Raw genomic sequence first — 13,211 nt, 5'->3', positions numbered from 1 at the left:
AATCATCATGACCGACAAAGTGTCGCGCCTGTCCGGCAAGAACGTCCTCTTCGTCATGGCGGTGCAGGCCGAATACGGGCCGCATCTACAGCGGCTGTTTACCCCGCTGATGACCGGTGTCGGCCCGATCGAGGCAGCCGTCCGGCTTGGCGCCGAATTGTCCTGGCTGAAGTCGCAAGATGCGCTGCCGGACCTCGTCGTGTCGCTCGGCTCCGCCGGTAGCCGGACCTTGGAGCAGACGGAGATCTACCAGGCCATCTCGGTCAGCTATCGTGACATCGACGCCTCGCCGCTCGGCTTTGAGAAAGGCGCGACGCCGTTCCTCGACCTGCCGGTTACGGTGCCGCTGCCGTTGCGCATCCCGGGCATAAAGGAGGCGACGCTGTCGACGGGCGGCGCAATCATCACCGGCGCGGCCTTTGACGCCATCGCGGCAGACATGGTCGACATGGAGACCTTCGCCTGCCTGCGCGCCTGCCAACTGTTCGAGGTGCCCCTGATTGGGCTGCGCGGCATTTCCGACGGCGCGGCTGATTTCAGGCATGTCGGCGACTGGACCGAATATCTGCACGTCATCGACGAAAAGCTGGCGGATGCCGTCATGCGCCTCGAACAGGCTATCGGCGCGGGCTTGCTTCGGACGGGTTCTCCTGGTGACGTGGCGGGACCGGTCTGAAAGTCAGGCTCGCAACCCATTGCGCCGACTCGTTTCTTTCTCTAAACGCTCGCCATGAAAACAGCCAATCAACCCGACACCGTCCTGATTGTCGATTTCGGCAGCCAGTTCACCCAGCTCATTGCCCGCCGCATCCGCGAGGCCGGCGTGTTTTCCGAGATCGTGCCGTTCCAGTCGGCCGAGGCGGCATTCAAGCGCATCAATCCAAAAGCCGTGATCCTGTCCGGCGGTCCGGCCTCGACCACGGATATCGGCAGTCCGCGGGCGCCGCAGATCGTCTTCGAGGCCGGCGTGCCGGTGCTCGGCATCTGCTATGGCCAGATGGCCATGTGCGTGCAGATGGGCGGCGTTGCCGAAAGCTCCAATCATCGCGAATTCGGCCGCGCCTTCGTCGAGATCGAGAAGGAAAGTCCGCTGTTCGAGGGCCTCTGGGCAATCGGCCAGCGTCACCAGGTGTGGATGAGCCATGGCGACCGCGTCATCTCCTTGCCCAAGGGGTTCGAGGTGTTCGGCAAGTCGGAAGGCTCGCCCTTCGCCATCTTCGGCAATGTCGAGCGCAAGATGTATGGCATCATGTTCCATCCGGAAGTGGTGCATACGCCCGACGGCGCCCGGCTGCTCAGGAATTTCGTCCACAACATCGCCGGCATCGAGGGCGACTGGACGATGCGCGCCTACCGCGAGCACGCGGTCGAGGCGATCCGCAAGCAGGTCGGCAAGGGCAAGGTCATCTGCGCGCTCTCGGGCGGGGTCGACTCCTCGGTCGCCGCGCTGCTCATCCACGAGGCCGTCGGTGACCAGCTCACTTGCATCCTCGTCGACCATGGCCTGATGCGCAAAGACGAGGCCGCCGGCGTCGTTTCGATGTTCCGCGAACATTACAATTTGCCGCTCATTCTGGTGAACGCGTCGGATCGCTTCATCGGTGCGCTCGAAGGCGAGGCGGATCCCGAGAAGAAACGCAAGACCATTGGCCGGCTCTTCATCGAGGTGTTCGAGGAAGAGGCCAAGAAACTCGGTGGCGCCGATTTCCTGGCGCAAGGCACGCTCTATCCCGACGTCATCGAAAGCGTCTCCTTCACCGGTGGCCCGTCGGTGACGATCAAGTCGCACCACAATGTCGGCGGCCTGCCCGAGCGCATGAACATGAAGCTGGTCGAGCCGCTGCGCGAACTGTTCAAGGACGAGGTCCGCGCACTCGGCAAGGAACTCGGCCTGCCCGAGAGTTTCATCGGCCGCCACCCGTTCCCGGGCCCGGGTCTTGCCATACGCTGCCCCGGCGGCATCACGCGCGAGAAGCTGGAGATCCTGCGCGAAGCCGACGCCATCTATCTCGACGAGATCCGCAAGGCCGGCCTCTATGACGCCATCTGGCAGGCCTTCGCCGTGCTCTTGCCGGTGCAGACGGTCGGCGTCATGGGCGACGGCCGCACCTACGAATTCGTCTGCGCGCTGCGCGCCGTCACCTCGGTCGACGGCATGACGGCAGATTTCTATCACTACGACATGGCCTTCCTGGGCGCCGCCGCCACCCGCATCATCAACGAGGTCCGCGGCATCAACCGCGTGGTCTATGATGTGACGTCGAAGCCGCCGGGAACAATTGAGTGGGAGTGATTCAGGCCCACTCAAACGCCGCCGAAAATACGCCAATCCGCGACGTAACTGTCTGATAACAAATATAAATCCTATCTGGGGCAATCAGCCACAATCGGTGCGCAGAGAAGATCGCCAACCCCGGCTGATGACGCGAACGACGTCTTTGCGCCGTATATCAGTCGAACAGACTTGCTCTGCAAACTTCTGAAAGGGGACATTTGTCCCTGATCGCAGCATAGCAGCATATGACCCTGGCAGTTGCATTGGCCCCTCGAACGCAAGGTCGGCTTTCTAGCCTAAGGCCATCCCGAACGCGGCAGATCCGCTATCGACCGGGTGTTCTCACGCCTCCTGTCTGGCGTGGATATCGGCTCCACCGGGGCCGAAAGCGTGCCGCGCCAAGCACGCGCACTCAGGCCTCTAGTGGTCGAAACGCTTCATCCAAGCAAAGGAATCGGTAGTGGGGCGATATTCGGCGCCGAATGCGCCATCATAGCCGGCGTCCGCGATTGCGCGCAGGAGCCAGCCATAGTCCACCTCGCCGTGATCGGGCTCGCTACGATCCGGTACGGCGGCGAATTGGATATGGCCGATCTTGTCGGAAAATTGCCTTACCGAGTTAAGCAAATCGCCTTGAATGATCTGCATGTGATAGCAGTCGAACATTACCTTTACCGCACCGTCTGTCGCATCGATCACACGCAATGCGGTGGAAAGGTCGGAGAGGAAATAGCCCGGCGCATCGCGCGGGTTCAGGGGCTCGATCAATATGCCGATGTTGTGCCGTGCCGCCGCCTTCGAAGCGTACCGCAAATTGCCGGTGAACGTCGCGAAGGCTTCGTCGCCGATTGCCTTTCCTGCCATCACATGGATGTTGCGGCAGCCTGTTACGGCTGCCCATTGAACCGCCTGGTCGATCGCCGCGCGCGCTTCCGTTTCACGGCCCGGCAGCGCGGAGAGGCCGAAATCACCCGCCCCAACATCCCCCCGGGCCGTGTTGATGCCAAGCAGCGGAAGACCGGTTTCGGCGAGCAGCGCCGCGACCACCGATGCGTCGGTATCGTACGGCCAATGCATCTCGACCGCCGCGAAACCGCGCCGCTTGGCCGAGCGGATCGCATCCGGAAGCGCTAGGTCACGAAAGAGAAATCCCAGATTGGCCGAAAGTTGCATCAGTCGTCCCACTCCACGTCAAAGTGTTCCACCAACTCGCGAATTTGCGGAGCCGCGAGGATCCTGGGCCGCAAGCCCTGGGTGAGAAGCGTGAGCTTGGCCGTTTCCTCAAGTTCCTCCATCGCGTAGGCGGCGGCTTCGAGATCCTTGCCGGCGACGACGGGTCCGTGGTGGGCCAGCAATACGGCCGACCGTTTCCCAGCGAGTCCGCGCACGGCGTCTCCCATCGCCGGATCGCCGGGCCGGATGTAGGGCAGCAGTTTCACCTTTCCCAGCCGCATGATCGAATAGGCCGTCAGCGGCTTGAAGACGCTGTCGGGATCGATGTCGGGCAGAAGCGAAACCGCGACAGAATGGGTCGAATGAAGATGGACGACCGCTCCGGTGCGCGCGCCGCGTGTCTCGTAGAACGCCTGATGCAGCGGCATCTCCTTCGTCGGCTTGTCGCCGTCCAGGAACCGTCCCTCAGCGTCGAAGAGCGACAGGCGGGCGGGGTCGAGCGCGCCAAAGGACGATCCTGTCGGCGTGACGAGCAGCCGACCATCGCCGAGGCGGGCGGAGATGTTCCCCGAGCTTCCCGCAGTGAGGCCGCGCGCGAACATGGACGCAGCGATGCTGCAGATCTGATCCCTGAGTCTTGTTTCATCGCTCATCGTAGAACGCCTCCCGTAAGGACGTCGGCTGCCTTTTCGAAGAACCCGGCCGAACCGAAATTGCCCGATTTAAGGGCGAGCACCATATCCGGGTCACGGGCCTTCAACGCCGGAACACCGGGGTCGATCTCCGGTCCGATCTCGAATGACGAAATGTTGAGCGCTGATACGACGGCCCCCGATGTCTCGCCGCCCGCCGTAACCAGCCGGCGTACGCCACGCACCGAAAGCTGACGCGCCAGTTCGCCGAAAAAACCTTCAACCGCCGTCGCGACGCGCTCCTTCCCGTAGCGGTTCTGTGCGGCGGCGACGGCTTCGGGATCGGCCGACGAGAACACCAGTGGCAAGCCGTGGTGCTGATGGCCGATCGCCCACTCGGCATATTCAACAGGATTGGCCGTGCCGTCCACGACCGCATCCACCTCCACAATGCGCGTCGGATGGTTTTTCCGGTGCTCGGCAATCTGGCGCCGGCTCATGGTCGAGCACGAACCGCAAAGCGCGGCCCCTGGCCCCTGTATTCCCTTCCAATGCGTGGCCGCCGTGCCGATCAACCCGGCCCGACGAAAGTTGGCCGGAAGTCCCAGCGCTATTCCCGAACCGCCGCTGAGCAGAACATCGGCTTCGGCAGCCTCGCCAATGGCGATAAGGTCCTTGTCCTGGATGGCGTCGACCACGACGTAACGAGAGCCCCTGGCGGATGCTGCCTCCAGCGCATCCCTGATCGGGCCGCTTCCTTCCGCCACGACGCTGTAGGGGATATGACCGATCCCACGCCTGGTCTGTCGCGCGAGCCAACGCCGCAGATCGGGATCCGTCATCGGCGTAAGCGGATGCTTCTCCATGCCGGATTCGCTCAACAGCTGATCGTTGACGAAAAGATGCCCCTGGTAGATCGACCGGCCGGTTGCGGGAAACGCCGGACAGACGATCGCGCGTGCCGCTCCCAACGCGTCGCCAAGAGCGTCCAGCACGGGACCGATATTGCCTTCGGGCGTCGAGTCGAATGTCGAGCAGTACTTGAACAGATATTGGCGGCAGCCTTGGCGTCGAAGCCACTCCAACGCCGCGAGCGACTGCTTCACCGCCTCCGAGGCGGATATCGTTCTGGTCTTCAGGGCAACGACGCCCGCGTCAACCGAGCGGTCGGAGGCGGTGTTGGGAACGCCGTTGTACTGGACCGTGCGCATGCCCCCCTTTGCAAGCGTGTTGGCCAGGTCGGAAGACCCGGTGAAATCATCGCCTATGCAGCCCAGAAGCATCGGAATTCCCCAGTTTCAACTTTCACGGAACTTTGGCGACCATGCCCTAACGGTTAAGGGATGGTCTTCGGGGCGTCGTCCGCCAGGTAAACCGCGATCAGTTCGTCGACCGTGCTTTCGGCCACAAAGCCCAGACTGTTGGCCAGCCTGGGCGTGAAGGATTTCGGCCACCCGGCAATAATGGCCTCGATCGCCTCGTCCGGCGTGCGGTCTATCAACGCCTCGGCTTCGGCCCCTGCCACGCGGCGGAGCGCGGCAATCTGGTCGGAGACCGTGGCCGCGACACCCGGCATGTTCAGCGTGCGCCGGGCGCCCAGCGCGGATGTATCGAGCATCGCGGCATGGATGAGGAAGGCTACCGCCGAGCGCGGGCTCGCCAGCCAATGCTTGACGGTCTCCTTCACCGGCAGCACGGAGCGCTGCCCGGCGAGTGGCTCGCGCAGGATGCCGGAGAAGAAGCCCGAGGCTGCCGCGTTGGGAGCGCCGGGCCGAATGACGATCGTCGGCAGGCGTATCCCGACGCCGTCGAGGAAGCCGCGGCGCGAATAGTCGGCCAGCAACAGCTCGGATATCGCCTTCTGGGTGCCGTAGCTGGTCAGCGGGGCAAGGATGTAGTCGTCGGGAATAGGGTCGGGCAGAGGCGCGCCATAGACAGCAACCGAGGAGGTGAACACCAGCCTGGGGATATATTTCCGCCGGGTTCCTTCCAGCCGGATCGCCTCGAAAAGAGCGCGCGTGCCGTCCATATTGATGCGATAGCCCTTCTCGAAATCGCGTTCCGCTTCGCCGGACACGATGGCCGCGAGATGGAAGATCACATCCGCGCGGCGCGCGGCCAGATCCTGCGCTGCGCCGGGAGCGGAAATATCGGCGGCAATGGCTTCGACAAAACCTATGTCACCGGTTGGCACCGGCGGCTTCGTCACGTCCGCCAGCGTCATCCGGTCGATCTTTCGATCTCCAAGCGATGCTGTCCGCGAAAGCTCGGCCGCGAGTTTGCGGCCGATCATTCCACCAGCGCCAATGATGAGTATATGCATGGATGCTCCGTTCTCTTCCGGGACTGGTTTGTGATGCCGCTTCAGACCTGCCTGAGCGCGCGCACGACTGCGTAGGCTTCGAGCGACAGGGTTTGCGTTCCGTCATGCGTCAGCCGATCGAGCAGATCCGGTTGGCGCGATGCCGCGACGAAAGATGAGGCGTCAAGAATTGCAGCGCGCGCGAAGCCTTCGGGGAGGCGCACCTCCAGCGCGTTGGGCGAGGGGTTGCATAACCACAGCTCGGTGCCTTTTTCGGAAACCGCCGCGATCCCTCGCACTGCGCCAGGGACCGACGATCGCAGCGGACGGAGCGGGCAGCCTTTGAGCTTCGCCAGGCCTCGCACGATGTGCCAGACAGGATAGAGCTCGCCCTTGCCTTCGAACCAGGGCTGCGGAAACGACGTCGGCACGGAGAGGACGCCGAACGGGCCGACCGCGGCGCCGAGCGCGATGGCCGCCGCGCCGCCTTCCGCGAAGGCGGCGAAGTAGCCGAGGTTCCAGGCCGCTCCCATGACGCCCCGCTGGCGCGGATCATTGAAATTGACCGCCTGCCGGATGTTGGCGGGATTGGCGACCGGCGCTTCGCCATAGGGATTGTCGCGCAACCCGATTGCGGACGGCCCAACGGAATATGGGCGGCCCTTGGCGATCGCCGGCACGGTCCTGACAATATGCGGCAGGCATTCGAGCGTCTCCATCAAGGAGCGGTCGTCACCAGCGTGGAAGATCGCCGCCGTCGTGAATGTCACGAGGTCTATCGCCTCGGCCGGGGGACGTTTGCGGTTGAGCTCGGTGAAGAAGCTGAACATGCCTCCGCCGATGCGAGATGCGGGGAAGGCCGCGCGCACGGCCGCATAGAGCTTCGCCGCATCCGGCGCTGGCGGCCAGATGCTGCCGGGCAGCGTGCATTTAAGATCGGGTGCGGGCGACACCAGAACCGTCGTGAAGCGACGATCGAGCCTCGCGGCCACCTTGCCCAGGGAGTCGATTTCCGCCGCGGCGCCAGCATCGTCGGCATGCTCGACCACTGCTTCGAGCCAGGGTTGGGCGCCCATTGCGATGGCGATCTCGACCTGCCTCGCCAGCGTTTCGGCATCATGGCCGAGCCGCGGATCGTAATGGCAGATGACATGGGCGACGCCGAGCTGGGCAAGCGTCTCGACATGCCGCAATGCGGCCGAAGCGTCATCGGGATGCAATCCGACGCCGAGAGGTGGAATCGCGTCCGCCGCCTCGCCGAGCGTCAGGGCGGCGATGCCTCCCGCCTGACGCGACGGACCCTTGGGAGAGCCCTTGACGGTCAGGGTGATCTTCTGTTCGACGACCTCGCCGGGCTCGATCCTGTATGGCCAGGGCAGAGCGAGGGGACGAACATAGGTCTTGTAGGAGGCGTCGGTCCAGTTCCGCTGGTCCTCCATCTCGAACGCGTCGCCCTCCATAAGGCAGCTGACCTCCAGCCCGCCGGGAGTACGGTGCGAGATTTCACGCAGATCCATCATCGGCTGCACCGGATCGATCTCCACAGGAAACCGTGTCTCGACCCTCTCGCCGCTTGTGTGCGTGATCGTGGCGGCCGCGCCGCTTATGCCATCTATGGGATGCAGGACGACAAAGCCGGTCCGGTTCGTGAGAAGCCCGGTCGGCGTGGTTCCGCGAGCCGAATAGGTCAGAACGCCTGCCGCGGTACCAGCGATGCCCACGTCATAGCCGAAGGTCTCGCCTTTGCTGGCAACGCTTGCGCGATAGGCCACACGAAAGCGATCGTCGTCCTTTTCGACGACCAGGTCGGTGATCTTCGGAATGAGCGTCGCCCAGTCCTTGTCGCGGACCACGAACGAGATTGCGCGGATCACCTCTTCGCCATGCATGCGGCAGTCGCGCAGGTTCGCGCCGTCGAAAAGCACGCTGAGGGGCCCGGCGCTCAGTAGCCGCTCCTCTGCCGGTAGTTCTTCGGTGCCGTAGAGGCGGACGGCGCGGGAAGGATCGGACTGTGTCATAGGATTCTCCTGGTCTCAAACGCGGCGCGATTTCCAGGTGATGAGGCGCTCGGCCAGCAAGGCGAGGATGATGATGGCGCCGATGGCGGTCCCCTGCCAGAACGGCGAGACGCCGAGCAGGTTGAGGCCATTGCGGATCATCACCATGATCAGAACCCCCATCAGCGTGCCGAATATCGTGCCTCGTCCGCCGTAGAGGCTCGCGCCACCGATGACCACGGCCGCGATGGCGTCGAGTTCAAGCTGGTTCCCCCCGATCGGGTCAGCCGACATGATCTGCGCCAGCGAAAAGGTCATCGCCGTCGCCGAAAGGGCACCGGACGCCACGTAGGGAAAGATCGAGTAGAAGAGGGTGTTGAGGCCGGCCGCCCGGGCGGCTTCGATGTTCGAGCCGACCGCGTAGATGGTTCGCCCGCCCTTGGAATATGTCAGCCACGCCCAGGTGGCGAGGTAGAGCGCGATGAGGAAGATGACGTTGGCGGGGATGCCCAGCAGGTTCGTGTAGACGATATTCTGCAGCCCCATGGGCAGTCCCGAAATCGAGCGCTGTCCCGACACGATGTAGGCGAGACTGCGCCCCATCGCCATGACCCCGAGCGTCACCACGAAGGGCGCCAGGCCGAACACTGCGATGAGAACGCCGGAGAAAAGCCCGATCAGGGCGCCGCAACCTATGGCGAGCGCGATCGCCACCGGAATGGGGAATTCCTTCAGGAGTAGGGCGAGGATGATGCCGGTCACGCCCGCGACCGACCCGACGGAAAGGTCGATGCCGCCAGTCAGGATCACCAGGGTCATGCCGACGGCAACTATGCCAAGCACCACCGATTGGTCGAGTATGTTGAACATGTTCCGCTCGGTGAAGAAGTGCGGCGAGATGAACGACAGGATCACCGCAAGCACCATGGCGAGGCAGAGCATCCGGAACTCAAGCGTGCTGGCGAATCTGGGCATCGCAAAGGATCGTGTGGGCGCGTTCATGCGTCGATCTTTTCGTCTTGAGGTGTATCGAACAGGCCGGCGATCCGGGCCGACAGGGCCCCGGCGTCCGGCAGCCTGGAGCCGGCCGGCAGGCTGAGCCCGATCCATCCCAGATCGTGCCCTCGGCGATTGGACAGTGGTGCAAGCAAGGTAGAGCGGCCGTCATTCTCGGTCACGATGCCGGGTTGACGCCTTCCAAGCGCGAGGGGGATTGCCGTCTCCTGCGCAAGATAGACATGCCCGGCCGCGAGTCCCATCGTTGCACCCGGCGTACCCTCGGCGAGGGCGAGGCAGACGAACCGGTCGTCGTCGATCAATCCCCAAAATGCCGTGCCGCCATGGCTGGCGACAAGATCGCGCAGGAATGCCGTGTTGCGCTCGGCTGAGCTTCGGGGCGCGGCGAGCAGCGTCAGGCTCTCTTCGCTCAGTCGCGAGGCGGGCAGGTCGGCGATGGTATAGCCGTCACTCACCACGACGACCCGCTCGCAGATCCCCAGTAATTCCTGGAAATCCGAGGAGATCACGACTACGGCTATCCCCCTTTCGGCCACCTCGCGCAGCAGCTCGTAGATTGCCTGGCGTGTCCCTATGTCGACGCCTTTCGTAGGCTCGTCGAGGATGAGCACTTCGGGCTCGATCAGCAGCCAGCGCGCGATAATGATCTTCTGCTGCATGCCGCCGGAGAAGTGCAGAAGGTTTGCATCCATGCGGTCGGTCGGAAGGTCGAGACGCGAAATCAGCTCGCTGGCCTGCTTGCGGCGCGCCGAATGGCCTCGCCCGAAACCCCTGTGCTTGCCCATCTGGGCGAGGAAGAGATTTTCGCCGACCGTCATGTCGGGCACGATGTTCTGGGCCCGCCGGTCCTCGGCGACCATTCCGAGACCGGCGCGGATTGCCGCGATAGGGCTGTTGGGGGCAATCTCCTTGCCGCCGACAAGGACGCGCCCGCGGCTGCGGTGGCGCAGTCCGAATATCGCTTCGGCGCTCTCCGAGCGTCCAGCTCCGACAAGCCCGCCGAGGCCGAGAATTTCACCCCTGCGCACCGTGAACGAGACGTCACGCACGAAAGGCGGGGCTTTGAGCCCAATTACCTCCAGAGCCACCGGCTGCTCGTTAGTGGTCACTCGCGAGACGGCCTTTCGATACACATTTCCGATGTCGCGTCCCACCATGTGGCGGATGACGTCGGCCTGCGTGAGCCCCGCCGTAGGCACGCTTTCGGCCACGGTCTTGCCCTCGCGCAGGATTGTGACGCGATCGGTGACTGCGAAGACCTCCTCGAGCCGATGCGACACGAAGGCGAGTGCCTTCCCGCTGTTTTTCAGCCGTCCCATGATCTCGAACAGCCGGTCAACCTCGATCGGCGAGAGGGAGGCCGTCGGCTCGTCGAAGATGACAAGATCGGCGTTGAGGGCCAACGCCTTGGCTATTTCGACGAGTTGGCGTTGCGCTGCCGAGAGCCGGCGCACCTCGATGTCGAGTGGCAGTACGTGGTCGTGGCCAAGTTCCGACAGGATGATCTGCGCCCTGTGTCGCAACTGGCTGAAAGACAGACGGCCCGGCATCGCGTAGCTGGGTAGGAAGATATTCTCCAGCACGCTCATGTCGGGCGCCAGACTGGTTTCCTGTGCCACGAGGGCAATGCCGGAACGCAGCGCGTCGCGCGCGGATCCGACGGTCAAGGGAGCACCCTTGAAGAGTATCTCGCCCGATGAAGGCGGCAGGTGTCCGCAAACGATCCGTGACAGCGTCGATTTTCCCGCGCCGTTCGCGCCCAGCAATCCGCAGATCTCGTACCGGCAGAGCGCTATCGACGCGTTGCTGAGCGCGTAGGCGTTCCCAAACAGGCGGGTGACGCCACGAGCCACGAGAAGCGGCTCGGGAATCTTGCTGCTGTCTACCATCCGAGGACACACTCCAAGTGGTACGAATAAAGCGTCCGGGGGAGGGTGCCCCCGGACGGCCTATGTCGGCCAGGCCCCGATTACATCTCGTTGGCGAAGACCGTTTCCTTGATGGTTGGAAGCTCCTGCTCGATGTTCTTGCTGGTCACGATCTTGATCGGCACGAGGATTTTCTTTTCGGGAGTCTTGCCGCCGAGATGGTCGACCATCGCGCGTCCCGATTCCTGGCCCATCAGATACGGCTGCTGCATGCCCGAAACGACCAGTTCGCCCGACTGCAGCAACGGCACGAATTCCGGCACGCCGTCGAAACCGGCAACCAGCACGTCGCCGGTGAGGCGGGCCGCCTTGATTGCCTGCAAGGCGCCCAGCGTCGGGCCGTCGGTCTGGACGAAGAGGCCCTTCATGTCCGGATTCGCGGTCGTCATATCCTGCGTGAACTTGAAGGTTTCGTCCGCGGTGTAGGTCTGCATCTGCTGCAGCCCGGCTTCCTTGGTGATGCCAGCCTCTGTCATCGCGTCCTTGAAGCCCTTGGTGCGGGCCTGGCCGTTGAGGCGGGCCTGGCTGATGCCGACAATGCCCACGCTGCCGTCCTGCTTGCCGGCGGCCTTCATTGCCTCGGCCAGCGCTTTGCCGACGCCGTTCGCGCCCTGATAATTGTCAGAGATGATGAAGGACACATAGTCGCCGCTGTCCGTGCCGATGTCGGCGATGACCACGGGAATGTTCGCCTGCTTGGCGAGATCGAGCACGGCCGGCGCGGTTGAACTGTCTGTCGGAGAGATGATAATCCCGGCGACGCCGCGGGCGATCGCGTCCTTGGCATTTTTAAGCTGGGTCTGGGCATTGTTGCCCGAATCCAGCGCCTGATAGGTGTAGCCTCCCTTGGTTGCGACATTCTCGATGCCCTTGGAGAGGTATCGCCAGAAGGCAAGATCAAGGCCTGGAGTCAGATAGACCAACTCCTTGGATTCGGCGAGAGCGGCGGTCGCCGTCCCGGCAATGCCGGTCAGCGCGACAACGCCCGCGAGGGCTGCGGTGGCAAAAAGGCGTCTTGTCAGCATGGGAACTCCTCCTGTTGTGCTGCATGGTTGCCCGGCAATCCGCCCCTATTCTTATCCCTTTCGAGCGGATTGCGTTAAAAGCTGCTTGGTCGTGGTGTAGATGCGTGTTTCGTGGACCGCGAAGGCCCTTGCGGCCGCCTCGGAATCGCGCGCCTCAAGTCCCGCAAGAATGGCACGGTGATCGGCGATGCTCGTTGCGATGCTTGAAGGCTGGGCGACTGCTCGCCGCCGATGGTCGAGAAGGTAGGAATAGAGATCGGCGGCGATATCCGCCAGCGCGGCATTGCCGCCCGCCCGATAGATGGCCGTGTGAAATTCGCGATCGCAAATGAGGAAGCGAACGGGATCGTCGATCGCCGCTTCCTGCGCCTCGATCGATTTTTGCAGGGTCTCGAGCGTCGCGGCTTCAACCCGGACGGCCGCGGCCCGCGCCACCTGATCTTCGATCAGCAACCGCGCCTCATGCACGTCGTCAAGACTGTACCTGGAAATGTCGCGATAGCGGGCCGATTGGACCGCGAGTTCCCCGACTTCCGTCGAGGCCACCACTGTCCGCGTGCCTTGGGCGACGGAAAGGATGCCCTTTGTGGAAAGGATTAGGATCGCACCGCGCACCGTCTCGCGGCTTACCGACAAAGCGCCCGCAAGTTCACGCTCGCTTGGCAACGGGTCCCCCACGTCAAGAATGCCGGTCGCAATGAATGTCGCGATCTTCTGGACGACGAAGTCCTTCATCGAATGCTTCGGCACGCCGCCAAGCGCACTCCCGTCGTCGGTCAGAATCGCTCGTAGGTCCATCCGTCCTTACATCCGAAGAGGTCTAGTGGTCCGGTATATGTACCAGTAGGCCTGCTTCAGCTGT

At 63.4% G+C, this 13,211-nt stretch carries 11 protein-coding genes; 2 read left to right on the top strand and 9 right to left on the bottom strand.

Features of this window, described 5'->3' with window-relative positions; translation table 11 throughout:
* Window positions 1–7 precede the first annotated feature (7 nt).
* Window positions 8–676, top strand: coding sequence for a 5'-methylthioadenosine/S-adenosylhomocysteine nucleosidase (locus tag FJ949_RS19210; RefSeq protein ID WP_140498336.1), 669 nt, complete (start codon window positions 8–10; stop codon window positions 674–676).
* Between the two features lie 54 nt (window positions 677–730).
* Window positions 731–2,293, top strand: a complete 1,563-nt coding sequence (gene guaA / locus FJ949_RS19205; protein ID WP_140498335.1) for a glutamine-hydrolyzing GMP synthase — start codon at window positions 731–733, stop codon at window positions 2,291–2,293.
* Between the two features lie 402 nt (window positions 2,294–2,695).
* Here guaA and FJ949_RS19200 read toward each other — a convergent pair whose 3' ends face one another.
* The 9 genes from FJ949_RS19200 to FJ949_RS19160 all read right to left on the bottom strand — a co-directional run bounded on the left by FJ949_RS19200 (window position 2,696) and on the right by FJ949_RS19160 (window position 13,147).
* Entirely contained in the window at window positions 2,696–3,448 is a 753-nt protein-coding gene (locus FJ949_RS19200) for a TIM barrel protein (RefSeq protein WP_140498334.1), read from the bottom strand.
* Window positions 3,448–4,101: a 3-oxo-tetronate 4-phosphate decarboxylase gene (gene otnC, locus FJ949_RS19195; protein WP_140498333.1), complete on the bottom strand. Its 654-nt coding sequence runs from the start codon at window positions 4,099–4,101 to the stop codon at window positions 3,448–3,450. Before otnC ends, FJ949_RS19200 begins: the two co-directional genes overlap by 1 nt.
* Window positions 4,098–5,363: a 3-oxo-tetronate kinase gene (gene otnK, locus FJ949_RS19190; RefSeq protein WP_140498332.1), complete on the bottom strand. Its 1,266-nt coding sequence runs from the start codon at window positions 5,361–5,363 to the stop codon at window positions 4,098–4,100. Before otnK ends, otnC begins: the two co-directional genes overlap by 4 nt.
* 53 nt (window positions 5,364–5,416) lie before the next feature.
* Window positions 5,417–6,403: a D-erythronate dehydrogenase gene (gene denD, locus FJ949_RS19185; RefSeq protein WP_140498331.1), complete on the bottom strand. Its 987-nt coding sequence runs from the start codon at window positions 6,401–6,403 to the stop codon at window positions 5,417–5,419.
* 41 nt (window positions 6,404–6,444) lie between these two features.
* Entirely contained in the window at window positions 6,445–8,400 is a 1,956-nt protein-coding gene (locus FJ949_RS19180) for a hypothetical protein (RefSeq protein WP_140498330.1), read from the bottom strand.
* Window positions 8,401–8,415: 15 nt separating this feature from the next.
* Window positions 8,416–9,354 carry an ABC transporter permease gene (locus tag FJ949_RS19175; protein WP_224619126.1) on the bottom strand — a complete coding sequence of 313 codons (939 nt, stop codon included), beginning with the start codon at window positions 9,352–9,354 and terminating at the stop codon, window positions 8,416–8,418.
* A gap of 23 nt (window positions 9,355–9,377) precedes the next feature.
* Window positions 9,378–11,285 carry a sugar ABC transporter ATP-binding protein gene (locus tag FJ949_RS19170; RefSeq protein ID WP_140498328.1) on the bottom strand — a complete coding sequence of 636 codons (1,908 nt, stop codon included), beginning with the start codon at window positions 11,283–11,285 and terminating at the stop codon, window positions 9,378–9,380.
* Between the two features lie 80 nt (window positions 11,286–11,365).
* Window positions 11,366–12,349: a substrate-binding domain-containing protein gene (locus FJ949_RS19165; RefSeq protein WP_140498327.1), complete on the bottom strand. Its 984-nt coding sequence runs from the start codon at window positions 12,347–12,349 to the stop codon at window positions 11,366–11,368.
* A 51-nt stretch (window positions 12,350–12,400) separates the two neighbouring features.
* Window positions 12,401–13,147: an FCD domain-containing protein gene (locus FJ949_RS19160; RefSeq protein ID WP_140498326.1), complete on the bottom strand. Its 747-nt coding sequence runs from the start codon at window positions 13,145–13,147 to the stop codon at window positions 12,401–12,403.
* Between the last annotated feature and the right edge of the window lie 64 nt (window positions 13,148–13,211).

It is taken from the genome of Mesorhizobium sp. B2-4-1 (genome assembly GCF_006442185.1).
Taxonomy (GTDB): Bacteria; Pseudomonadota; Alphaproteobacteria; order Rhizobiales; family Rhizobiaceae; genus Mesorhizobium.
Note: the sequence above shows the minus strand (reverse complement) of the source record. Positions and strands in the feature narration are given on the sequence as shown.